Annotated in this window: 21 protein-coding genes; 8 read left to right on the top strand and 13 right to left on the bottom strand. The window is 36.7% G+C overall.

Translation table 11 applies throughout. The features are described 5' to 3' along the window. Positions 1-4 precede the first annotated feature (4 nt). Complete coding sequence (locus tag WOCAOBSORBRA_RS00315) at positions 5-3,385, bottom strand: class I tRNA ligase family protein (RefSeq protein WP_174515657.1); 3,381 nt, start codon at positions 3,383-3,385, stop codon at positions 5-7. A gap of 176 nt (positions 3,386-3,561) precedes the next feature. Between WOCAOBSORBRA_RS00315 and WOCAOBSORBRA_RS00310 the strand changes: the two genes are divergently transcribed. Next, a complete protein-coding gene (locus tag WOCAOBSORBRA_RS00310; RefSeq protein ID WP_007548626.1) occupies positions 3,562-5,028 on the top strand; it encodes a peptide MFS transporter in 1,467 nt (488 codons plus the stop codon). Positions 5,029-5,167: 139 nt separating this feature from the next. On the opposite strand, the gene miaB is transcribed toward WOCAOBSORBRA_RS00310, so the two are convergent. From miaB to hemJ, 3 genes are all read right to left on the bottom strand, one after another. After that, positions 5,168-6,487 (bottom strand): tRNA (N6-isopentenyl adenosine(37)-C2)-methylthiotransferase MiaB, encoded by a 1,320-nt coding sequence (gene miaB / locus WOCAOBSORBRA_RS00305; protein ID WP_174515656.1) that lies wholly within the window; start codon positions 6,485-6,487, stop codon positions 5,168-5,170. Between the two features lie 613 nt (positions 6,488-7,100). Further along, a complete protein-coding gene (locus WOCAOBSORBRA_RS00300; protein ID WP_174515655.1) occupies positions 7,101-7,436 on the bottom strand; it encodes a hypothetical protein in 336 nt (111 codons plus the stop codon). Continuing rightward, complete coding sequence (gene hemJ, locus WOCAOBSORBRA_RS00295) at positions 7,433-7,861, bottom strand: protoporphyrinogen oxidase HemJ (protein ID WP_174515654.1); 429 nt, start codon at positions 7,859-7,861, stop codon at positions 7,433-7,435. Before hemJ ends, WOCAOBSORBRA_RS00300 begins: the two co-directional genes overlap by 4 nt. A 55-nt stretch (positions 7,862-7,916) precedes the next feature. Here hemJ and pdhA point away from each other — a divergent pair, with 55 nt between their 5' ends. Together pdhA and WOCAOBSORBRA_RS00285 are read left to right on the top strand one after the other, a co-directional pair. Then, positions 7,917-8,897: a pyruvate dehydrogenase (acetyl-transferring) E1 component subunit alpha gene (gene pdhA, locus WOCAOBSORBRA_RS00290; RefSeq protein WP_006279887.1), complete on the top strand. Its 981-nt coding sequence runs from the start codon at positions 7,917-7,919 to the stop codon at positions 8,895-8,897. Between the two features lie 408 nt (positions 8,898-9,305). Continuing rightward, positions 9,306-10,229, top strand: a complete 924-nt coding sequence (locus WOCAOBSORBRA_RS00285) for an RluA family pseudouridine synthase (protein WP_155968382.1) — start codon at positions 9,306-9,308, stop codon at positions 10,227-10,229. A gap of 7 nt (positions 10,230-10,236) precedes the next feature. On the opposite strand, the gene WOCAOBSORBRA_RS00280 is transcribed toward WOCAOBSORBRA_RS00285, so the two are convergent. Both WOCAOBSORBRA_RS00280 and aspS read right to left on the bottom strand, forming a co-directional pair. Continuing rightward, on the bottom strand, positions 10,237-11,499 hold the full coding sequence (locus WOCAOBSORBRA_RS00280) for an MFS transporter (RefSeq protein ID WP_006280528.1): 1,263 nt from the start codon (positions 11,497-11,499) through the stop codon (positions 10,237-10,239). A gap of 61 nt (positions 11,500-11,560) precedes the next feature. After that, the gene (gene aspS / locus WOCAOBSORBRA_RS00275; protein WP_007548818.1) at positions 11,561-13,363 is read right to left on the bottom strand and encodes an aspartate--tRNA ligase; all 1,803 of its coding nucleotides are present in this window, start codon (positions 13,361-13,363) and stop codon (positions 11,561-11,563) included. A gap of 196 nt (positions 13,364-13,559) precedes the next feature. Here aspS and WOCAOBSORBRA_RS00270 point away from each other — a divergent pair, with 196 nt between their 5' ends. The 4 genes from WOCAOBSORBRA_RS00270 (at position 13,560) to WOCAOBSORBRA_RS06390 (ending at position 15,515) form a co-directional block, all read left to right on the top strand. After that, positions 13,560-13,991, top strand: coding sequence for a hypothetical protein (locus WOCAOBSORBRA_RS00270; RefSeq protein ID WP_174515653.1), 432 nt, complete (start codon positions 13,560-13,562; stop codon positions 13,989-13,991). A gap of 3 nt (positions 13,992-13,994) precedes the next feature. Beyond that, positions 13,995-14,618, top strand: a complete 624-nt coding sequence (gene ccmA, locus WOCAOBSORBRA_RS00265) for a heme ABC exporter ATP-binding protein CcmA (protein ID WP_155968378.1) — start codon at positions 13,995-13,997, stop codon at positions 14,616-14,618. A gap of 596 nt (positions 14,619-15,214) precedes the next feature. Further along, entirely contained in the window at positions 15,215-15,436 is a 222-nt protein-coding gene (locus WOCAOBSORBRA_RS00260) for a hypothetical protein (RefSeq protein ID WP_174515652.1), read from the top strand. Continuing rightward, positions 15,390-15,515, top strand: a complete 126-nt coding sequence (locus WOCAOBSORBRA_RS06390; protein ID WP_264705915.1) for a hypothetical protein — start codon at positions 15,390-15,392, stop codon at positions 15,513-15,515. Before WOCAOBSORBRA_RS00260 ends, WOCAOBSORBRA_RS06390 begins: the two co-directional genes overlap by 47 nt. A 287-nt stretch (positions 15,516-15,802) precedes the next feature. Here the strand turns inward: WOCAOBSORBRA_RS06390 and WOCAOBSORBRA_RS00255 are convergent, their stop codons facing one another. Further along, entirely contained in the window at positions 15,803-15,970 is a 168-nt protein-coding gene (locus WOCAOBSORBRA_RS00255) for a hypothetical protein (RefSeq protein WP_155975180.1), read from the bottom strand. Positions 15,971-16,173: 203 nt separating this feature from the next. On the opposite strand from WOCAOBSORBRA_RS00255, the gene WOCAOBSORBRA_RS00250 reads away from it, so the two are divergent. Further along, positions 16,174-17,469, top strand: coding sequence for a Na+/H+ antiporter NhaC family protein (locus WOCAOBSORBRA_RS00250; RefSeq protein ID WP_174515651.1), 1,296 nt, complete (start codon positions 16,174-16,176; stop codon positions 17,467-17,469). A 518-nt stretch (positions 17,470-17,987) separates the two neighbouring features. Here WOCAOBSORBRA_RS00250 and WOCAOBSORBRA_RS00245 read toward each other — a convergent pair. The 6 genes from WOCAOBSORBRA_RS00245 to WOCAOBSORBRA_RS00220 form a co-directional block, all read right to left on the bottom strand. Beyond that, positions 17,988-18,143 (bottom strand): hypothetical protein, encoded by a 156-nt coding sequence (locus WOCAOBSORBRA_RS00245; protein WP_167347043.1) that lies wholly within the window; start codon positions 18,141-18,143, stop codon positions 17,988-17,990. A gap of 326 nt (positions 18,144-18,469) precedes the next feature. Then, positions 18,470-18,769: a type II toxin-antitoxin system RelE family toxin gene (locus tag WOCAOBSORBRA_RS00240; protein ID WP_077188096.1), complete on the bottom strand. Its 300-nt coding sequence runs from the start codon at positions 18,767-18,769 to the stop codon at positions 18,470-18,472. After that, positions 18,750-18,974 carry a hypothetical protein gene (locus WOCAOBSORBRA_RS00235; protein ID WP_010962565.1) on the bottom strand — a complete coding sequence of 75 codons (225 nt, stop codon included), beginning with the start codon at positions 18,972-18,974 and terminating at the stop codon, positions 18,750-18,752. Before WOCAOBSORBRA_RS00235 ends, WOCAOBSORBRA_RS00240 begins: the two co-directional genes overlap by 20 nt. Before the next feature lie 94 nt (positions 18,975-19,068). Further along, on the bottom strand, positions 19,069-20,775 hold the full coding sequence (argS, locus tag WOCAOBSORBRA_RS00230) for an arginine--tRNA ligase (RefSeq protein WP_174515650.1): 1,707 nt from the start codon (positions 20,773-20,775) through the stop codon (positions 19,069-19,071). 93 nt (positions 20,776-20,868) lie between these two features. Next, complete coding sequence (locus WOCAOBSORBRA_RS00225) at positions 20,869-21,087, bottom strand: hypothetical protein (RefSeq protein ID WP_010962563.1); 219 nt, start codon at positions 21,085-21,087, stop codon at positions 20,869-20,871. 195 nt (positions 21,088-21,282) lie between these two features. Then, on the bottom strand, positions 21,283-22,998 hold the full coding sequence (locus WOCAOBSORBRA_RS00220) for an ABC transporter ATP-binding protein (protein ID WP_174515649.1): 1,716 nt from the start codon (positions 22,996-22,998) through the stop codon (positions 21,283-21,285). Positions 22,999-23,250: the final 252 nt, after the last annotated feature.

Genomic DNA, 23,250 nt, shown 5'->3' with positions numbered 1-23,250 from the left:
ACTATCAACAATCTAACTTAATACCAACAATTGAATCTTGGTATTCTTTAGAGTAAAAGTTGATTCCAATTTCTATATTAACCTCTAAAGATAAGGCTAGAGTTTGCTCTTTTATATATTCACTCCACGTATTTATTGCTTCCTTAATTTTCTCATCTTCTGTTTTGATTGTTACTCTAATTCTATCTGATATATGAAAATCAGCTTGTTTTCTAGTTTCTTGAATGAGCCTCACAATATCTCTCGCGAGCCCTTCTAGAATTAATTCATCATTTAGTTCAGTATTTAGAATGACAATCCCTTTATTGTTATCAAATACAGAGGAATATTCACTGTTTGCTTTTAACAATAGTTCATATTCGCCTTTTTCTATAATATAGTTCTCTGATTCGTCTCCTAGAAATATCTGCTCATTCTCAACTTGCTTCCATTTTCCCTCCTTGACATATTGAACTAGCTTCTTGATTTTGTCTGGAATTCTTTTCCCAAGCAGTGGGAAATTTAGCTTTAACTCTAGTGATGCAATATCTTCAAGTCTGTTTACTAACTCCAGTTTTTTTACATTTACCTCATCTTTTATCATCTCTTGATATTCATTCATGCTTGGTGTCATTCCAGCACTTTTTTCTTTCTGGATCCCAGTGTCAGCTACTCGGATGACAGGAGAGAACTCTGGGATAACAGGAGAGAACTCTGGGATGACAGAAAGCGGTTCACCTTCAAGAAAACTACAGGAAGACTGATGATAAATGATCATACTGCCAAGCGGCTGTCTGATACGTATGTTAAAAGTGTTTCTAATAGAGAGTGCAGAGTTACATATCTCTCTCACTAGATCCATTTTGGCAATGAGCTGACTATCAAACTTCTCTAATTGTGGAAAATTAGCCAAATGAACAGATGTTTCTTCATACTTAAGCCCTTGCCATATATTCTCTGTTATAAGTGGCAACAAAGGAGCTGCAGCTCTTAGTATGTAATAAAAAACCGTATATAGAACATTATAAGCATCAGTTTTATCCTGATCCAAATCACTTTTCCAAAAACGCTCGCGACTGCGACGAATATACCAATTATTTAGCACTTCAAAAAAGTTCATTAAAATTTTGCAAGCCTCTTGGGAGTTATAGTTGTTCATAGAAGCTTGGATACCTTCTACAGCTTCAAAACACTTGGAAATCATGTAACGATCAATAGTGCTTTGATAATCCTTACAAACTTCAGCTTTAATCCCATCTGCATTTGCATACATGGTAAAAAAGTGATAGCTATTCCAAATAGGTTTTATTACGTTTTTCAGAACATCTCGTATTGAGTTTCCTTCTTTATCGAGTAGCAAATTACCACCACAAACAATAGATCCAGAAAGCATAAGAAAACGCAGTGCATCAGAACCGTATCTATCAAAAACCTCCATTGGATCTGCATAGTTATTCAAACGTTTGGACAATTTTTGCCCTTTTACATCCAAAACAACACCGTGGCATATGCAGTTCTTAAATGGTTCCCTATCAAACAAAGCAGTAGACAATACAAAGAGCGTATAAAACCACCCCCTGATTTGTGCTATGTACTCGGTAATAAAATCCGCAGATTCAAACCACTCCTTATTTTCAAACGGATAGTGGATTTGCGCAAATGGCATCGAGCCAGATTCAAACCAGCAGTCAAACACGTCAGGTACACGGCGCATAACTGATTTTCCTATTGGGTCATCAGGATTTGGTCTTGTTAAAGTATCGATAAATGGTCTGTGCAAGTCGTCTATTTTAACATTAAAATCTCTCTCCAGTTCTTCTATTGAACCATATACATCTACTCTTGGATATCTCGCATCGTCTGATTTCCATACAGGGATTGGTGTACCCCAGAATCGATTGCGTGAAATTGACCAGTCGTGTGCCCCTTCAAGCCATTTTCCAAATTGACCATCTCTAATGTGGTTTGGTATCCAATTAACTCTCTTATTTAGCTCTACCATTCTGCTTTTGAATTTTGTAACAGCAACATACCAAGAAGGCATAGTGCGATAGATCAAAGGAGTGTCAGTTCTCCAGCAGTGTGGATAATTGTGAATATATTGTTCAGTTTTAAACCAATTCCCTTGCTCTTTTAATTTTTTTATTACTGTATCATTGGTATCAAAAACATGAACCCCTGCCAAATCTGAAATTTCAGCAGTAAATTTTCCACTGTTATCAATTGGACAAATAACTGGAATATCATGGCTTTGGCAAAGGTAAAAATCTTCCTCACCAAATCCAGGAGCAGTATGCACAACGCCAGTACCGTCTTCTTCCGTCACATAATCAGCAATAAAAACGCGAAATGCATTTTTTGTGTCTTTAAAATAGTCAAACAGTGGTTTGTAAGAAAGACCTGCAAGATCATTCGCTTTAAGTTTTATATTGCAGTTTTCATATGGAATATTGTTTTGTTCAGAGTGGCTGATAAATTTCTCTAAGTAGCTTTCAGCAAAAATGTATATTTCACCATTCATTGAACTTCCTTCACTACTCCCTGTCATCCCAGTGCCCAGACACTGGGATCCAGAAATAGATTCCAGCGTCACGCGCTGGAATGACATCAAAGGGTGGACTGACACTGCACAATACTTAATATCTTTTCCTATTGCTAAAGCCAAGTTGCTCGGCAACGTCCAAGGAGTTGTAGTCCAAGCAAGTAATTTACACTTTCGTTTAACACTTTTAAATTGCTGTGGGTTTTCTAAAAGCTCAAATGCAACAGTTACAGCTTTGCTAACTTTTTCTCTATACGCGTTATCAAGCCTTGTTTCGAAATTAGATAATGGAGTTTCGCATGCCCAGCTATATGGTACAACGCGCACTGATTCATACACCAGACCCTTATCATAAAGCTGCTTGAATGCCCACATGACCGACTCCATGAATGATTTATCCATAGTCTTATAGTCATTGTGAAAGTCTACCCACCTTGCTTGCCTATTTACATACTTCTCCCACTCTGATGAAAATTTCATCACAGAAGTACGGCAATGATCGTTAAATTTATCTATACCAAACTTCTCTATCTCAGTTCTACCAGATATTCCAAGTTCTTTTTCTGCACCCATCTCAGCCGGCAATCCATGGCAATCCCAGCCAAATCTACGTTCAACCCTTTTTTGAAGCATAGTTTGATATCTTGCAAATGCGTCTTTGATGAAACCAGTGAGTAAATGTCCATAATGCGGAAGTCCATTTGCAAACGGAGGCCCATCGTAAAAGACAAAACAATTATCCTTGGAACGTTCTTCAACTGACCGCTCAAAAACTTTGTTTTCCTGCCAAAATTTTATGATTTCCTTTTCTAACGATAAAAAATCAGGACTACTTACTGTATCAGGATAATGCTTTGACTTCATGTTCGCTATGTAAAACTAAAGAATATAGGGCTTTCTGAAAAATTACAAATTCAAAAATATTTCCGTAGCTCACACCCCAACAAACTATTCTGCCGAGCTTCCAATACCTTTTTTTAAGTTTTACTTGCAGTTTTTATTGTTTTACTTAACATTAACCCAAGCTTTAGGGGTATTTTATGGATCAGAAGACAGATAAGTTTCCACAATTTTTAAAAATGTTGTGCTTTGTTGAAATGTGGGAACGTTTCTCTTACTATGGAATGAGGGCACTTTTGGTCCTATTTTTGACTTCTCACTTAGGTTTCACTGATGAGAGGGCCTTTACTATTTACTCATTATTTGCTGCAACAGGTTATGCTATACCAATACTTGGAGGTTTTTTAGCTGATAAGTTGATGGGATTCCGCAACATGGTGTTGCTTGGAGGGATAGTGATGATAGCAGGTCATGCTTGCATGTCATTGGTTAAGTTTGAACCAGGTTTATTATATTTAGGTTTATCTCTAATAGCCATAGGTACTGGTATGTTTAAAGGGAACGTAACTAACTTACTTAGTTCATGCTATGGCAAAGACGATCCTGAACGTAGCAGAGGCTTTACTTTATTTTACGTAGGTGTGAATATTGGAGCAATATTGGCTTCTATTTCATGTGGTTATGTAGCCCACTTGTTTGGCTGGCACTACGGCTTTGGTTTAGCTGGTATTGGGATGTCTATAGGGCTAATCTTTTTTCTCAAATTTCAGAATCTTTTAGGAGATAGCGGCCTTTCTCCTTATCCAGAGCTTATGAATAAGCGCATATTAGGGATTAAAATTTTTGGTATAGTATTGATAGGAAGCTTTCTGTCATCATCAATAATTGCTAAAATGCTTATACATAGTGAATTTTTTACTAATATGCTCATATTTATTGGAATAACAGCTCTGGGCATATTTATTTATATAATATCTAAATTATCAGCAGAACAAAGACGAAAATTAGTGGCATTATCTATTCTTGTGGTATTTTTCTTGTGTTTTTTTGCTTTAGAAATGCAGCTTGGCTCTTTGGTTAACTTATTCACCGAAAGAAACGTTATTAACAATGTATTAGGTATAACAATCCCAGCTTCAGTTTCTCAAGCCATAAATCCTTTGTCAATTATAATATTTGGCTTTCTTTTTGGAACATACATGAAGTTTAAGCAAAAATATGCAACTTCCATGTTTACCCTTGGCCTTCTGACAATGGCTATGTGTTTTTTCACACTGTACATAGGATGTTTAAACTCTAACATTGAAGGTAAAGTAGAATACTTATATTTAATAATTGCTATCTCCTTTATGGGACTGGGAGAATTATGTATTGCTCCATTAGTCCAAGAACAAGCAACTACACTAGCCCCCAAAAACCTTAGAGGAGTAGTGATGGGTATAGTAATGCTGTCATTAGCGTTTTCTAACCTAGCCGGAGTTGCAATATCAAAATTTATGTCAGTTCCTTCAGTAAATGGTAAAATAAATTATTTAGAATCTTTAGAAATATATAAAGAGGGTTTTTTAAAGGTGGGAATATTTAATTTAATGCTCGTTATTGTATTTTTATTCTTCTTCAATTTTATACATAAAGTTGTTACTAACTCATCTTGTACAAAAAATTGATATAGGTAAGCTCAAATTTGTAGGTTTAAGGTACCCGTTCAGCAGAGGTAGCAATTAAACTTTGTAACTTTTGAAAAAGATTATGATTGCATTTTTTCAATACTCTTTGCTTAAGATTTATATTTAACGCTGCTTAAAATCAGTGAAATGCACACCCCAGCAAACTACTCTGCCGAGCTTCCAACACTTTCACATTTACTATTTTGTCCCTGTATTTATCTTCAGAATCATCAATGCACACTGATTGCATATATGGGCTTTTACTAATAATTTGGTTTTGGTGTTTACCTTTTTTATCGCTAAATAGAACAGGTATAGTTTTACCTACCATACTCTGGTTAAACTCAAGTTGTTGCTTACTAATTAATTTCTGTAAACGAAGAAGGCGCTCTGTTTTAACCTCTTCTGGTACTTGATCTTTTCTTTCCGCTCCCGGTGTGCCTGGTCTTGGGCTGTATTTAAAACTATAAGCCTGAGCATATCTAACTTTTTCTACTAATTTCATAGTTTCTTCAAAATCTTTTTCGGTTTCTCCAGGAAAACCAACAATAAAATCAGAAGAAAATTCGATTTCAGGTTTCAATTTGCGAAATCTGTCTATTATTTCCAAATACTCCTCTGCAGTGTGTTTCCTGTTCATCGCGTGCAATATTTTATTCGAACCAGACTGCACAGGCAGGTGAACAAACGGCATGAGCTTTGGCTCTTCCGCATGTGCCAAGTAGAGAGATTCATGCATATCTCTTGGATGAGAAGTTGTATAACGAATCCTCTCTAGCTTTTCAATTTTAGCAATATGACTAATTAATTTTCCTAAATCCCACACTTCCCCTTCGCACTCCCCATGGTAAGCATTGACGTTCTGACCAAGCAAATTGATCTCATTTGCCCCATTTGCAACTAATTTCAATGCTTCACGAAATATTTCATTCACTGGCCGTGAATACTCAGCTCCACGAGTATAGGGCACTACACAAAACGTACAAAATTTATCACAACCCTCTTGTATGGCAAGAAACGCAGAAGACCCCTGGCTATTGCCATAGCATTCATCTGGCAATTTATCAAACTTTGCAACTTCAGGAAAATCAGTGTTTATTACATGACCTTTACTTCTGCTTGCTTTGACTATCAGCTCCGGTAAGGTAGCGATACTCTGCGGACCAACAACAATATCAACAAAAGGAGCCCTTCTGAACACTTCTTCTCCCTCTGCTTGCGCTACACACCCAGCCACCACTATAGTCATTTCTTTTCGTAACGAATGAATCTTCCCAAGCTCTGAGTAAAGTTTTTCTGCTGCCTTCTCTCTAATGTGACAAGTATTCAGTATCACTAAATCGGCTTTCCCTGCATCACTAACAACGTTGAACCCCAAAGGTTTAATTACATTTTCCATTAAAACGGAGTCATAAACGTTCATCTGACAGCCGTAAGTTTTAATATATAGGCCTTTCATATTTGGTATGTCTTTTTCAAAATTTCTTCACCCTACACGTAAATGTCTAACAGACCAGCGCGTGACGCTAGTGAACTTGCTAGCACAATAGATTTTGACAAAATTATACGAAAAACTGGATCCCAGTGTCAAGCACTGGGATGACAAGTTCTCGGCAACCCCTACGTCATACCATCACGGTATCTCTAGATCCCGCTAACAAGTAGCGGGATGACGGTTGTCAGGGTGTCATGAAAGTAGCTAACACTGGCTTCCATCCAAGAGGGCAGTGCCCTCTTCTTGTCATCCCAGTGCTTGACACTGGGATGGCTTTGTTGCATCGCTACTTATGAAAGGCTAACTATAGTTAGGATTATAAGCAACCTATTGAAAATCTTGTTTTTTTGCAATCAATCTGATCAAATTTAAGAATAGTAATTTATTATTTATATTAATAAATTTAATTCTATTGAAAATAGCTAAAGCATTGAAATTCTTGAATTTTAGCCGGATTAGTGAGTGGTAGTGAAATTTCTTTTACTCAAATTTAGGTATTCACTGACCGTTCTTGTTATAAATACCAGAATAATAAGCTACTGATATTCTCTACCTTTTTTATCTTTATCCATCATAGCTAGCGATGCAACAAAGCCCACTGGGATCCAGGAAAAAGAATGGTGTCATGCAAGTAGCTAACACTGGGATCCAGGAAAAAGAACGGTGTCATCCGAGTAGCTTGACACTGGCATCCAGGAAACTTAATTGCAAGTAATGCATTGAGTTTGGTAAGTATGGGTTTTGCGTTATAGAATGAAGCACTTTTGGTGAATTTGTAAAGAAAGCTGGATCCCAGTGTCAAGCACTGGGATGACAAGAAAGGGAGCACTGGAATTTTTATTTCAGTATTGTACATTAGCCATGCATCTGAACAGATACGAGCTTTCTGCTTTTTTTGGGTAAGGTCAGTCAAAAAGGTTTTACAACAACCATAATAACTATAACTATTATCAATACTGTAACTGCTTCATTTAAAACGCGAAAATAAATATGTGACTTCTTATTCGAACCCATTGCAAAATTTTTCCTATATTTTGCAAGTAGCATATAAATAATTAACATCAAAAGTATTGCAAATGCTTTTACATGAAACCATCCTTCACGATATGCTTCCCTAATAACCATTAGTGTAATTCCAAGACCAAGTGAGAAAAGCATTGCAGGGTTTATGATATATCTAAGTAGCCTCTTTTCCATTGTTTGAAGCAAGCTATCATTTTCCGATCCCGGTTTTACAGTTGCATGGTAGACATAAAGCCTGGGTAAATAAAGCATACCTGCCATCCACATGATAACAGAGATAACGTGAAAAGCCTCAAGCCAGTGGTAATAGTTCATTAGCAAAAATTTAAAATTCCTGGTATTGTGTTAGTTTAATGAAAAAGAAATCGATATGAAAGCAGAAAATTTCACTAAAGAACAGATAATTGGATTCTACAGGAAAATGCTACTCATACGCAGATTTGAGGAAAAAGCAGGACAATTATATGGGATGGGATTAATAGGCGGGTTCTGTCACCTATCAATAGGACAAGAAGCAGTTGCAGTTGGAACTCAAGCTGCATCAAAATTAGGTGACGCTTTTATCACAAGTTATAGAGACCATGGCTTAATGCTCGCATGTGATTCTGATCCAAATGTTGTAATGGCAGAGCTTACCGGCAAAGAAACAGGATGCTCGAAAGGTAAAGGTGGTTCGATGCACGTATTTGACGTTGAAAAAAAATTCTTCGGCGGGCATGGAATAGTGGGAGCACAAGTTCCAATTGGCACAGGAATAGCATTTGCTAATAAATATAAGAAAAAAGATAATGTGGTATTTACATATTTTGGCGACGGTGCTGCAAATCAAGGACAAGTATATGAATCGTTTAATATGGCATCTTTGTGGGAGTTGCCTGTGGTTTACATCATAGAAAATAATGAATACGCAATGGGAACCTCCGTGCAAAGGTCAACTTTAGTAACAGAGTTATATAAAAGAGGAGAAAGTTTTGGTATTCCTGGAAAACAAGTTGATGGAATGGATTTTTTCTCTGTTTATGAGGCTACAAGCGAAGCAGCGGAACACACACGCAGCGGAAAAGGGCCTATCCTGCTTGAAATGAAGACATATCGATATCGCGGTCACTCAATGTCAGATCCTGCTACTTATCGCTTAAAAGAAGAAGTTGAAGATATGAAGCAAAATCATGACCCTATAAGCACTTTAAAGAAATACATGACAGATAATAAAATGGCTTCAGAAGAAGAGTGCAAAGTAATTGATAAGGAAATACGTGATTTAGTAAAAAAGTCGGAAGATTTTGCCAAAAATAGTAAAGAACCAAGCGTTGATGAGCTGTATACTGATGTTTATAAATTTGTTAGCTAATTTTTTTATCCAGAACTGTACAAACATTGTATAGTAAACGATGTCATCCAAATAGCTCCTTCTCCCGTCATCCAAGTGCCCTCCTTTTTTTGTCATCCCAGTGCTCTGACTACTTGGATCCAGCTGAGTTGGTTAGTATAAAAGTATAGCTAACGCAAGCTCTACGTCATGCCGCCGCGAACCGTCATACCGCGATTCATTCGCGGTATCTCTAGATCCCGCTAACAAGCAGCGGGATGACGGTTGTCAGGCTAGCTGTCATCTCAGTAGTCTCCTTCTCCTGTCATCCGAGTAGCTGACACTGGTTCCTTTATGACGGCAGTAGCCCCTTCGGTGTCATTCCAGTGCTTGACACTGGAATGACACCAATAATTGACATTTCACTAGATATTCATTATAAATAATGGAATGCTACAAAGTATAAAAACCATATTAATAGAAGACGATAACGTTAGGCTGGATAGGTACATCAGAAGAATCTTTCCTGATCTAAAGCAATCTGTAATTGAAAAATCTTTAAGGAAAGGATTAATCAAAGTTGATGATTGCAAAGCAAAGTCCAGTGATAGAGTAAATTCTGGGCAAACTATAACGCTGAAGCACTTGCATTATATTGAAAACGCTAATTCTGATCGCAAATATAATGAAAAGTTAGTGAATCTACTAAGAGAGAACATATTATATGAAGACGAATATATACTAGCTATAAACAAACCCGCAGGGGTCATCGTTCAAGGTGGCGTAAAAGTAAAGATTAGCATGAGTGATTTGCTTGACCAAATAAGAGAGGGAGAAACATTTAAAATTGTCCATAGGCTAGATAGAGATACGAGTGGAGTGATAATATTCGCACGCAACGCTAATGTTGCCAGATACCTTATGGAAGAATTTAAAGGACGAAGAGTAAAAAAAACTTATTTAGCATTAACTTCTGGCATACCGAGCAAGGATAGTGGAACAATAGACTATCCATTGGTGAAAAAATATGTTTCAGGTCAAGAAAAAGTGGTCGTTGATGAAAATTCACCTCAGAATGCCACTACGCATTTTTCAATTATAGCAAAATCCAAACACAATGTTGCTTATTTAAAATTACAACCAATTACCGGCAGAACCCATCAGTTACGTGCACATTTAGCTCATATAAATTGCCCTATTCTTGGTGACGGTAAATATGGTGGTAAAAAAGCTTTTATTGATGGGATAGCAAATAAAATTCACCTTCATTCGCATTCTTTATCTTTAAAACTGCCAAACAATAAAGAAATCACTATCACCGCTCCTATCACTAAACACATCGAAAAATCCATTGAAGCGCTATTTTTCGACTGAAACGATTTCACCAATCAACTTTTCTGTCTTTGGCTTTAATTTGAAGCACAGATATTAGGCTAATTAATGCGCAGGCAGTAAGATAAATGCCTGCTGCAAGTTTTGTTTCGGTTTTTTCTATAAGCCACATGCATATGTATGGAGAAAGGCCACCAAAAATTCCTGCAGATATATTATTTGCTAAGCTTACGCCAGTGCATCTTACTTTTGTTGGAAACAGTTCACAAATAACAGAACCATATATTCCAAAAGATGCACCTACTGGTATAGTAATCAATAAGTAAGTTATTATTACGACATAGTGGTTAACGGAAGATAATAATGGTAATACACATGTACCAATCAGAGATAGCATAATCAGTACAGGAATCATTACGCGTTTTCTTCCAACTTTATCAGATAAAATTGCAAAAAGTACCGCAGATGCTGCAAATACAACCTGTATTACTATCCTCATTAAATCTTTAACACTAATAGATAAAATAACTAGCTCTTTTATTGATATATTATAAAACATTATTGCTGCGTAGACAATTGCATTCTGAGCAATTCCCAGATTGATTGAAATAATAAGCGGTCTTTTATAGTTTCTTACTAGTTCTAACAATGGTGAATGTGCTAAATTATTAGCGTACTTATTAGTTTTATATGCTAAGCTTTCTTTTAATATGTACCTAGTTAAAAAACCTATTGTCCCCAAAAAAAAGCAAAAATAAAAAAGCAACTTCCATCCCCATATTTCATAGTTCTCACCTGTAACTCTTTTGCAGATAAATATCATTGTTATGCATAAGAGCGTTCCAAGGGCTCCGCTAAAGGGCTTCATACTTCCTAAGAAACCTAGATTTTTTTTATCTTTTGAATGCTCTATCGTAAATGCTGTATTAATGCTTGTTTCACCTCCTGCAGTTATTCCTTGCACTATTCTACAAAACACAAGCAATACAGGTGAAAGCAACCCTATTTCTTTATACCCAGGTATAATTCCCATAATTGTGGATGATATTGAAATTAATATTACTGAAGTAAGTAAAGTCTTTCTTCTGCCATACTTATCTCCCATATAACCAAAAATTACTGCACCAATTGGTCTAAACGCAAAACCAATTGCAAAAACACCAAGGAATTTGAGTGTACTCAAATAATGATCTTCTGATGGGAAAAAAACGTTGATGATTGTATCTGTTAATACTCCAAAAAGAGTGAGTTCATACCACACAATCATGTTACAGATCATGCCCGATAGTATTGCTTTTTGGATATTATTCATGGTCTTTCAATTTAACATAACCTAATATATCATTAACCGGTGCTCCTTGCTATAAAATTTTTCATTCAATAACCTTCAAGGATAATTCACGTAAATGCTTATCCTCCACCTTGGAAGGAGCACCCATTAGAACATCTTCACCTTGCTGGTTCATAGGAAAACAGATTACTTCACGAATATTTGGCTCATCAGCAAGCAGCATAACTATTCTATCAACTCCTGGTGCTATTCCACCATGAGGAGGAACACCAAATCTGAATGCACGTACAAGTGCACCGAATCTTGTATCAACTTCTCCCCGGCTATAACCTGCAATGGCAAAAGCTTTATACATGATATCCAGTTTGTTATTACGAATCGCCCCACTTGACAGTTCTATTCCATTGCAAACAAGATCATATTGGTAAGCAAGGATATCCAGTGGATTTTTGTCCTCTAAATCTTTCAGACCACCGTGTGGCATGGAGAATGGGTTATGAAAGAAATCGATTTTTTTACTTTTATCGTCATATACAAAATATGGAAAATCAATGATCCAACAAAACTTGAAGATATTATCATCTATAAGACTGAGTTCTGACCCTAAAAGAGTGCGTACTTTTCCTGCAATGTTTGCCGCCTCATTCTCTTTGTCAGAAGCAAAAAATACACTATCTCCTGGCTCTATGTTTGTTGCTTCTCTTATGTGGTTTAGCCTATTTTCATCAAGAAATTTAGCAATTGGGCCTTTCGCAGTTCCATCTTTATCAAACGTTATATATCCGAGACCCTTAGCACCGAATTCTTTTTGCGCATGTTCTATCTTTTTATCAAAGAAGCTGCGTGGTTCCTCTGCTGTTTTAGGTGCAGGGATGGCTCTCACTACCATACCACGCTCAATATTGCTTTTGAAAATATTGAACCCTGAATCACGAAAAATTTCTGTAACATCGCTGATTAATAGTGGATTGCGCAGATCTGGCTTATCAGAACCATATTTAAGCATTGCTTCTTTATATGTAATACGTGGAAAATCTTTATCAACAGACTTACGAGAAAATTTAGCAAACACTCTATATAAGGTAGACTCAATAATCTGAAAGATGTCTTCTTGAGTTACAAAAGACATTTCAAGATCTAGCTGATAAAACTCTCCCGGAGAACGGTCAGCCCTTGCGTCTTCATCACGAAAACACGGTGCAATTTGGAAATATTTATCAAACCCTGAAACCATGAGCAACTGTTTGAAAATCTGCGGAGCTTGTGGCAATGCATAGAACTTGCCAGGATTTAGCCTGCTTGGCACTAGGTAGTCGCGTGCTCCTTCAGGAGAGGAAGCAGTGAGTATTGGAGTTTGAATCTCTAAAAATCCTCGCTCTATCATGAGCTTGCGGAGCTCTGCAATAATTTGTGAGCGCAAAATAATATTGTTGCGGACTTTTTCACGTCTTAAGTCAAGAAATCGATATTTAAATCTCATGTTTTCTGGGTATTCTTGCTCGCCGGTAATGCTTGCCAATATACTTCTTTCTTCTTTTGCTATTTCTTCATCAAAGTGGAACTCAACTTCCGACTCAACGCGCAAATTGTTGACTATCACCTCGATTTCTCCGGTAGAAATAGAGCTGTTTACCGTATCTTCAGTTCTAGCTTCAACTATTCCTGTAACAGTAATTACACTCTCCAATTTTAAATTTGATATCTCATCAAAAAAGTCTTTGTCATTATTAAATACTAGCTGAGTGATTCCGTAGAAGTCTCTTAAATCAACAAAAATTAGGTTACCATGGTCGCGCTTACGATATAACCATCCAGAAAGGGTAACTTCCTTTTCTACGTCGTTCTTCCTCAGTTCATTGCACGTATGAGTTTTATAGCAGTTCATATTTGTTTTACTTCTAAATTCTTTAAGAAGTATAGAAATAAACCTTATTACATACAAGCCCGTTCGTCAGATATTTGCGCAATTTTCGAAATAGAGCAGTACTGCTTTTATATTGTCTTTACCCGCAAAAAAATTGCACAATTTCTATAATTATGGTATAATAGTAAGGGTATTTTTAATGAATTAGATACAGGAAATGCCACTTACACAGATCATATTATATAGCGTAACATTACTTGCTGTAGCTGCAGTATTTCTCTTTTTGAGAAAAATATACAAAAATCGCATTAGAAAAATCATATTTCCTAGAAAAGTTTTTAAAGAAGAGTGGGAAGAAGACAGAAAATTCAATGAATTATATCAAAAAAATAAGCAAAAAGAGTTGATGAAACAACAAGAAACGCTACGCGAGAAACAAAAAGATGTGCAAGTTTATAAAGAAGATCCAGAAATAGTTGACATAGCAAAACCGGTAGGTAAATGGACAAAGATGGTTATGATGGGTAATGGTTTAATGCAGCGTTTTGCACAATTGATACATAGAGAAGGCGGACAGAAAGGATTTTGGGAGCTGTTTGTTAAGGCTCAGGCTTCAACTCAAGGTAAACATAAGGGGAAGGGCAGATAATCCATGCTTGAATGTGAAAATTTATCCTGCGCTCGTAATAATAAGGTACTATTTAAGAATCTCAGTTTTAAAGCTGAGCTAAAATCAAAGATTCTAATCACTGGTCCAAATGGTAGTGGTAAAACCAGCTTAATTAGAAGTTTATCTGGACTTTTACCACCGGTATCAGGCAATATAAGGCACTGCGGAAAAGATATATATGATGATCCAAAATCCTATATACCTTCTATGGTCTATATAGGCCATAAGAATGCCTGTAAAGATAGCTTAACTGTTGCTCAAAACGTAGAATTCTGGGCAGGAATACGAAATACTAGAGAATTGATTGTGGCAGCTATTTGTTGCTTGCAGTTGCAACCTGTACTTAATATTAGATATGGCGAACTTTCTGCAGGCTGGAAAAGGAGAGTTGCGCTTGCTCGCCTCTTGATTTCTAATGCAAACGTTTGGCTGATAGATGAACCATTTTGTAATCTTGATAGTGCAACGTGTGAATTAGTGCTGAACCTAATCTCAATACGCTCTGAGCAAAATGGTATAGTAATTATTACAGGGCATAGCTCTACAGAGCAATTGTGTGATTTTACAACGATTGATATACGTAATTTCAATAGACTTCTTGTATAGTTTTTGGCAACAACCGCTAGAAATAAAAAACTTGCTTGACAAACTCCGCCAGCCCCCTTATCATAAACACTGAAGCTATTTATTTATCTTCTCTGTACAGATTAAATGACAAAAAAACTCACGTATCTGGCGTCTCATGTTTAATTTTTTGCACTATGTGCACCTTATGTCTTTATCAAACTTCTACCTACATAAGCTGAAACGCGCTTATAAAGCGTTTAAAACATAAAAAAACGCCAACTTAAAAAATGGATAGTGAATAACTAGCTACCCTAGGGTTTCTTTTGCCTTTTTTTCTGTTTAGTAAATTTCTTAAATATTTATAGCTAAGGTTAGTTGCATTTAAAAGCAGCTGAGTCGCGGTTATTAAGCGTTTAGAATAAAAAAACGCCATACTTGAAAGTATAATGTAAGTAATTAGCCAACTACGGGGCTTCTTTTGCCTTTTTTTCTGTTTAGTAAATTTCTTAAATATTTATAGCTAAACGACAACCGTCATCCCGCTGCTTGTTAGCGGGATCTAGAGATACCGCGAATGAATCGCGGTATGACGTAGGACTGCTGTCATTCCAGTCTGGAATCCAAAAAAAAGGATGATGTCATCCCAGTGCCCTGACTACTTGGATCCAGTTTTCTTTACAAATTCACAAAAAGTGCTTCATTCTATAACGCAAAACCCATACTCACCAAACCCAATGCATTACTTGCAATTAAGTTTCCTGGATCCAAGTAGTCAAGCTACTCGGATGACACCCTTTTGGATGGAGACCAGTGTCAGCTACTTTCATGACACCATTCTTTTTTCTGGATCCAAGTAGTCAGGGCACTAGGATGACAAGAGAAAGAGGCTACTGGGATGACAGCTACCCTGACAATCGTCATCCCACTACGTGTTAGCGGGATCTAGAGATACCACGGCGGTATGACGGTTCGCAGCGGTATAGTAACTCGTCATCCCGCTGCTTGTTAGCTGGATCTCTTGTTAGCGGCTGAGATACCGCGAATGAATCGCGGTATGACGGTGTAGATAGTATCCCGCTGCTTGTTAGCGGCTAAGGGATACCGCGAAGGGATACTGCGAATGAATCGCGGTATGACGGTTAATTATTCTGCGGCGGTATGACGTAGAGCTCGCGTTAGCTATACTTTTATACTCACCAACTCAGCTGGATCCAAGTAGTCAGCTACTTGGATGACAACCTGTTGAGGCTGCGCTTACACATTCCACTTTCTATGCTCACCAAACAAATTTGCTTACTCGCAGCAAAATTTTCTGGATCCAAGTAGTCAGCTACTCGGATGACATCTTTGTGTTTGAGGCAAAACCAGCTATAACATTTCTTCGCAAACAAATGTTCGTACAGTTGTGCGCGTGATGCTGGAATCTAGACAACAATTAGATCCTATTGTCAAGCAATAAGCTACATGTGCTATTTATTTAGTAGATTAAATATGAAGTTTAAAACTCTGCTATTGACTTCCTGTAGAACTAGTGAAAACCAAACTTGCTTAAAACCACTTAATTAGTTATAGTTATAAGTTTAGGTACAGTAAAATGACAGCTTTTGTCCCCTTGATTATTTTTTTAATCTTGTATCTTGGAAGTGGTGCTTATTTTTCTTTTATCGGAACTGATAATCCACTTCATCAGGTTTCACCAGTAATATGCTTGTTACCAGCACTATTTTTTGCTGTCTCACGTGGTACAAATAAAACTCAGCATAACATCGATACTGTTATCAAGGGCATGGGTGACAAAAACACCCTTACTATGTGTTTAATTTTTTTATTTTCTGGAGCATTTTCTGCAGTTACTCAATCAATTGGTAGCGCAGACACTGTTGCTAATTTAATTCTTAATTTCCTTCCAGCAAGATTACTGCTGCCTGGAGTATTTTTGGCTTCTGCTTTTATTTCAACTGCAATTGGCACATCTATGGGAGTTGTTGCGCTGATGGTACCTATAGCTGTTAATCTGGCAAAAAGTGGAGCTTTTGGTCTCGAAATAGGAACTGCAACTGTAGTAGGTGGTGCCGTGTTTGGCGATAACCTTTCGATGATATCTGATACCACCATTGCATCTGTTTCTTCACAGGAAGCTTCAGCAAAAGATAAACTTAAAATGAACTCTAAAGTTGCACTTATTGCCAGCATTATAACACTCATCTACCTAGCAGTTGCCTCAAATAGTACAAAAATTATTTCTATATCAAATTTAGATTATTATTCTATAATAAAAATTATTCCTTACATTTCTTTAATAATCATGGGGCTGCTTGAAGTCGCCACTTTAGTAACAATAACTATAAACATAATTATTGCTGGTGTGCTAGGAATAACTTTTTTTGACTATGCTATCATTCAATTTCCTCATGACGTGTATGACGGTTTCAAAAAAGTAAACGAAATAGTGATATTTGCTCTATTTATCGGTGGATTGAGCCATATAATGTACAAGCAAGGTCAAAAAGCGTTGCATAAACTCATCGATGAAAGCAATATCACAAAAACTAAAGCTGAATTTGTGATAGCAGGAATTGCGTCTATGTTTACTACCTTAGTTGCCAATAATACCATTGCTATTTTACTAAGTGGTGGCATTGCAAAAAGGCTTGCACAAAAACACAGTATTGCGCCACATCGCAGCGCATACTTATTAGATGTTTTTGCTTGTGCTACAAAAGGTATCTTACCTTATGGTTCCCAACTATTGCTAGCAGGTAGCATCGCCTCTGTATCACCTATTTCTTTATTAACACAGGTATATTATTGCTTTATTCTAGCGGCAGTTACAATAGGCGAAATAATCATCAACAGCAGAAAAGAGAAACATTGTGCGGCTGCAACTTAGAGTTTCTCTTTTTTTACCCATAAGGAACGGAATTACTTGACACCCTTCGCCAACCCCCTTATCATGAAACTGAAGCTATTTATTTATCTTCGCAATCTGTGCAGGTTAATGACAAAAAACTTAGGGTATTTGGCGTCTCATGTTTAATTTTTCGCACTACGTGCATCGCATGTCTTTAAAAATTTTTAGGTTTTTATCTATATAAGCCGAAACGCGCTTACAAAGCGTTTAAGACAGTAAAAAACGTCAAATTGACAAGGGAGAATTTGAATGCTAGCTACTACGGGGTTTCTTTGCCTTTTTTCCTGCTTAGTAAATTTCTTAAACACTTGCGGTGTAGGTTAGTTGCAAGTTAAAAGCAGCTAAATCGCTCTTAATCAAGCGTTTTAGAATAAAAAAAACGCCGATATTTTAGTACATAGTAAATAGCCAACCACCATGGGGCTTCTTTTGCCTTTTTTTTATTTGGTAAATTTCTTAAACATTTATAGTTACAATTTAAGAGCCCGTAAAGGGTGTCATTCCAGTGCCCCTGTGATGTATTCCAGTGCTTGACACTGGAATACAGTTTTCCATATAATCTCATCGAAAATGTTGTAACCACTTTCCATGCTAGTTTGCTTGTGAACAAGCAAACTTTTCTGGATCCCAGTGTCTGGGCACTGGGATGACAAGAGAAGGTACTAGCCTGACACCCTGACAACCGTCATCCCGCTGCTTGTTAGCGGGATCTATGCTAATGCCCTTTTATTCTTTCAATTATGTTATTTCCATTTAAATCTGTCTGTTCCGCAACTTCAGTGAATACAGTTGAATACTCCCTAAAACTGATCGTCATAACTTTACCCTACTTTGAATAATATTTTGATCATTACATATTGTAACAAAAAAAAATCAACTCATTTCTTCTAACGGCTCTATATTAAAGATAGAAAGTCCAGAAGCAATGACGTGTGCTAAGGCTTGGACAAGTTGCAGCGGTGAGATCTTTCTTATATTTTTAATTGTGTAATCTCCTGTGTTTGTAAATGTTTTTTCTATGCCCCACTGCAGTAATAAGTACTCTGCGCTCTGAATGATTTATGCTGTAAATTATACAGTAGTTGCTAACCCTTATCCTATATTGCCCTCTAAAGCTATGACATAAAGGCTTTCCTAGATTAAAAGGATCAACTGTAAGGCGTTTCTTTATGGCCTCCTGAACCATTAATTTAATCTTTGCCGGAAGAGCTGGAATTTCTTTTTCAATAACATTTTTTAAGAATTTTATAGTGTAAGTTTTATTTCCAGATGTTTTCATCATCCTCTACTTCTTCTTCACCTTCAGAGAGGCGATCGTCAGCTATTTTGGATAGCTCTACATCTTCTTCGAACTCTTCTTCCACTAAATCTACTAAAACTTCAGGAATAGTTTTATTTTGAGTCTCTGCCATTTCTGTAAGATACTGAGCCAATTTACTGTCAAAACTTACATTAACATTGAGCTTTTTTTGACTGTGAGCCATATATTAACCAGAAAATACTACTATAAACTATAACATTTTTACTTAATTTTGTCAACTTCTCTATTCGTTGAAAAAACAATCTTGCATAAAAAAATCAACTCATCTCTTCCAAAGGCTCTATATTGAAGATAGAAAGTCCAGAAGCGATGACGTGTGCTAAGGCCTGCACGAGAAACATTCTTGCAGCGGTGAGGTTTAAGTTGTCTTCCAGTATGAAACGCATGTTTAAATCACTCTTGCCATACCCCCATAAAACGTGAAACGCTTCTGCAACTTCAAGTAAGTAGAAAGTAATTCTGTGTGGCTCACAAAGCCTTGCTGCAATTTCTACCACATCTGGCCACTTTGCTAAGGTTTTTATGAGGAAGAGCTCTCCACCTGTCCTTAAAAGTGAAGGATCTGCTGTTGGGAGCTCTTTTGGAGCATTACGCATTAACGAATGAGCACGAGCATGCGCATATTGCACGTAAAAAATAGGGTTGTCTTTTGACTGTTCTTTAACTTTAGCAAAATCAAAGTCCAAGACCATATCATTCTTGCGTGTTAGCATTATAAAACGAGTTATGTCCCTGCCAACTTCTTCCACTACATCTCTTGCTGTTAGGAAGTTTCCTGATCTTTTGGACATCTTAACAGGTTTGCCGTTCTCGAAAAAATTCACAATATTATGCAGTTTTACCTCTATTTTTGCTTGATCATCACTGAGCGCAGAGACGACTGCTTTGAGTCTTTTGACATAACCGCCGTGGTCACTACCAAGCTCTACGATCATATTGTTAAAACCACGCGATATCTTATCAAAATGGTAAGCGATATCCGAGGCAAAATAAGTCCAACTGCCGTCCTCTTTCTTCAATGCACGGTCAACGTCATCACCAAATTTTGTAGAGCGAAATAGCATCTCTTTTCTGGAAGTCCAATTTTCGCTTTCTTTGCCTTTTGGTTTCTCCAGGTACTCTTCATACACTAGACCCTTGTCAGACAATATCTTTATACTCTCTTCAATTTTGCCACTTTTTTGTAGCTCATACTCTGAAGTAAAAACATCATGATTTACTCCAAGTAAGTTCATGTCTTCCTTTATGATTTCTAAGATAGAACTTAAAGTATAGTCTCTAATCACTTGATTATCTTGCTTTTCTAGAAGCTCTGCGCCATATTTTTTGGCCAGCCCAGTCCCTATTGGTTTTAAATATTCACCTGGGTATAAACCTTTTTCGATGCTGATTTTTTCTCCCAGAGCTTCCTTATACCGCAAATATACTGACCGAATTAGCGTATCTATCTGCGCTCCAGCATCATTAATATAGTATTCCTTAGTAACTTTATAACCAACTTTTTTCAATAAATTTGCCAGAACGTCACCAAATACTGCCCCTCTTGCATGACCAATATGCAGTGGACCAGTTGGATTTGCAGATACAAATTCAACATTAATGGCCTGATTGTTCCCTATATCTAGGGTGCCAAACTCTGTTTTTAGCTCATTTATTTGTTTTAAAATTCCATGCCACACTTCTATTTTTAAGTGCATGTTGATGAAACCAGAGCCTGCTATTTCCACTTTTGCAACTTCATCAAAAAGTTCAAATTCTTTGGCTAAAACCTCTGCAATTTCAATGGGATTCTTCTTTTCATGCTTTGCAAGCACCATAGCAACATTTGTGTAAATGTCTCCATGGACTCTATTGCTTGGAGGCTCTATGATAAAGTTTGCTGCACTTGTGCTTATAACACCCCTTTGTTTCAACTCATTCAATTTACTAAAGATTAGAGAAGAAATCTGCTTAAAAATGTTCATTCACTATATTGCTATAAAATCTATAGCAGTATAGTGAATAAGTGGGACTAGTTGAAGGTTTATCTTAACTATTTTATCTTCCTGGATCAGAGTTTATATTAAGTCGTTGCCGTAACCATGGTAAGAGAAAGCCATACCTTCGCTGTAACCATCATTACCAGCATCAGGCTCTTCAACATCATCAGTTACTACCTGATCTTCAGTTGTGATTTTATCCTTGATCGTCTCGTCTACACCCTCATCACTATAAGAAAATTTGTTAGTATATGAATAGCGATTATTGATTTTATCACTATAGTTATGTTTTAACATAGAGACCTCCTATACAGTCAAAATTGGAATTACATTAAGATAGAACAAGCTATGAATATAACGTGAATGAAAGAAACTACAGATCACGAAATTTCCGGATAACTATGGAACCATTATAAAATAATAAAATTAAAAATTTAATAATTTTAATTATAAATCTAGCATATCAACTAACGGTATGATTTAAATTTTCTTTCAATTCCACTGTATCTTCGCCAGTTTTGCATATAGCCCGTCTTTACTTATTAGAGAGTCATGAGTGCCTACTTCTTCTACTTTTCCATGATTAATTACTATAATCTTGTCAGTCTTGAGTGCGGTTGATAGCCTGTGTGTAATTACGATTGTTGTTCTGTTTTGCATTAACTTGCTCAATGCTTTTTGCACGAGGTTCTCACTTTTGTAATCAAGGGCAGAGGTTGCTTCATCCAGTATTAAAACCTGAGGATTGTTGAGTATGGCCCTTGCTATTACAATACGTTGTTTTTGTCCTTCAGAAAGTTTTAATCCTCTTTTTCCTACAAATGTATCAAATTTATCAGGCAGCTTATCAATAAATTCCATTGCATAAGCGCTGATGGCTGCTTGCTTCACTTCCTCATATTCGGCACCTGGTTTGCCATATAGTATATTTTCCATTATTGAGCAAGAGAATATCATGTGATCTTGTGGCACTAAGCCAAACAACGATCTGAGGTCATTTAGCGCAATTGACTTAATGTTGTGCCCATCGATAGTAATGCTACCTTTGTTTGGATCATGAAAACGGAGCAGAAGCTTTAAAATGGTGCTTTTACCACTGCCAGATGGTCCAACAATTGATACTGCTTGACCTGCCTCTATAGAAAATGATACGTTATTTAACGCTGGCTTATCAGACTGAGATTCATAAAAAAATGTTACGCCATTAAACGAAATTCCCTTTTGAACACTACAAATTTTTATAGGATCATCGGGATCTGCTATAGAGCTTTTCATATTTTTAAATTCAAATAAACGCTCTACTATTCCAAGACCTCGTTGTAAATCACTGATATTATCGCTCAAATTATTTATAGCTCCTGCTGCGAGCGCTGAATAAAACACAAATGAGGAGAGTTCTCCAATAGTTATATTATTGCTTAAGACTTCTTTAATACCAAAAAAGAGCAAAACAACTAGTGAACCTATCACACACGTGATAACTAGAGTTACTAAAATAGCACGCAAGAGTACTAATTTTACGTATGATTTTGATACTGAGTTTAAATGTTCCTTAAAACGGATTTTTTCGTTTTCCTCGAGTACAAACGATTTGATAGTCACTATAGATCTAAAATTTTCCTCACTAAATGACGCAAGCTCACTTAATTTATCCTGGGCAAAGCGTGCATGGCTACGCACTTTTTTTCCAAGTGAGGTCATGATAATGAGTAGTATAGGTATTATTGCGGCTGCATACGCAGTTAGTTGTATATTTGTATATAATAACATAGCAACACTGCCAATCAGAATCACAAAATTTCGTAATATGGTTAGTAAGCTGCTGTTTATTATTGATTGCAGCACAGAGGTATCAGTAATTAACGCTGAGATAACATCTTGTACACCTGTGTTCTCAAAGAAACTTGGTTGCAAGTTAGTGATACTGCTATATAAGTCATATCTGATTCTTGCGATAACTTTCTCGCTGCCAATGCCAATGAAATATAACCGAGTAAATGCAGTGAGAGAAATGGCTAAAACTATAAGTATTGCAACTAATAGTTTGGTAGTAAAATCGTGCTCTGTGCCAGAATCAATTATATTGCTTAAGCCTCTGCCAAAGAGGAGGATCGTTAAGGCTGAAAATAAAACTGCAATAAAAGCTATGATGAAATAAGATAGATTAGGCTTTATATAGTAAAATAACTGCCTAATATTAGATCGCATCTTATTTTAAAGTTTCTAAAGTTAAGTATATAGATTTTAGTTTCAGGGGAAAGGTGTAGTATGAAGCAATTTAGGTTCTGCAGCTGTTGTGATTTTAGTCCACCAAGAAAGGGTAGTAGCCCGCAGAAACAAAAAACTTACTTGACAAACTCCGCCAGCCCCCTTATCATGAAACTGAAGCTATTGTATTTGCTTTCGCCAATCTGCAGATTAAAAGGTAAGGATTACTTAATGTATCGGCGTCTTATGTTC

This window comes from Wolbachia endosymbiont of Cardiocondyla obscurior (genome assembly GCF_902713635.1).
GTDB classification, from domain to species: Bacteria; Pseudomonadota; Alphaproteobacteria; order Rickettsiales; family Anaplasmataceae; genus Wolbachia; species Wolbachia pipientis.
The sequence above is the reverse complement of the archived record's forward strand: the minus strand, read 5'-3'. Positions and strand labels throughout refer to the sequence as shown.

Bases quoted from the DNA above. Each gene is read 5' to 3' on its own strand.
- WOCAOBSORBRA_RS00270 (WP_174515653.1), top strand. From the start codon at position 13,560: ATGCCACTTACACAGATCATATTATATAGCGTAACATTACTTGCTGTA.
- ccmA (WP_155968378.1), top strand. From the start codon at position 13,995: ATGCTTGAATGTGAAAATTTATCCTGCGCTCGTAATAATAAGGTACTA.
- WOCAOBSORBRA_RS00225 (WP_010962563.1), bottom strand. From the start codon at position 21,087: ATGTTAAAACATAACTATAGTGATAAAATCAATAATCGCTATTCATAT.
- WOCAOBSORBRA_RS00260 (WP_174515652.1), top strand. From the start codon at position 15,215: ATGTCATCCCAGTGCCCTGACTACTTGGATCCAGTTTTCTTTACAAAT.
- hemJ (WP_174515654.1), bottom strand. From the start codon at position 7,861: ATGAACTATTACCACTGGCTTGAGGCTTTTCACGTTATCTCTGTTATC.
- WOCAOBSORBRA_RS00235 (WP_010962565.1), bottom strand. From the start codon at position 18,974: ATGGCTCACAGTCAAAAAAAGCTCAATGTTAATGTAAGTTTTGACAGT.
- aspS (WP_007548818.1), bottom strand. From the start codon at position 13,363: ATGAACTGCTATAAAACTCATACGTGCAATGAACTGAGGAAGAACGAC.
- WOCAOBSORBRA_RS00220 (WP_174515649.1), bottom strand. From the start codon at position 22,998: ATGCGATCTAATATTAGGCAGTTATTTTACTATATAAAGCCTAATCTA.
- WOCAOBSORBRA_RS00310 (WP_007548626.1), top strand. From the start codon at position 3,562: ATGGATCAGAAGACAGATAAGTTTCCACAATTTTTAAAAATGTTGTGC.
- WOCAOBSORBRA_RS00240 (WP_077188096.1), bottom strand. From the start codon at position 18,769: ATGAAAACATCTGGAAATAAAACTTACACTATAAAATTCTTAAAAAAT.
- WOCAOBSORBRA_RS00250 (WP_174515651.1), top strand. From the start codon at position 16,174: ATGACAGCTTTTGTCCCCTTGATTATTTTTTTAATCTTGTATCTTGGA.
- argS (WP_174515650.1), bottom strand. From the start codon at position 20,775: ATGAACATTTTTAAGCAGATTTCTTCTCTAATCTTTAGTAAATTGAAT.
- WOCAOBSORBRA_RS00280 (WP_006280528.1), bottom strand. From the start codon at position 11,499: ATGAATAATATCCAAAAAGCAATACTATCGGGCATGATCTGTAACATG.
- miaB (WP_174515656.1), bottom strand. From the start codon at position 6,487: ATGAAAGGCCTATATATTAAAACTTACGGCTGTCAGATGAACGTTTAT.
- WOCAOBSORBRA_RS00315 (WP_174515657.1), bottom strand. From the start codon at position 3,385: ATGAAGTCAAAGCATTATCCTGATACAGTAAGTAGTCCTGATTTTTTA.
- WOCAOBSORBRA_RS00285 (WP_155968382.1), top strand. From the start codon at position 9,306: ATGCTACAAAGTATAAAAACCATATTAATAGAAGACGATAACGTTAGG.
- pdhA (WP_006279887.1), top strand. From the start codon at position 7,917: ATGAAAGCAGAAAATTTCACTAAAGAACAGATAATTGGATTCTACAGG.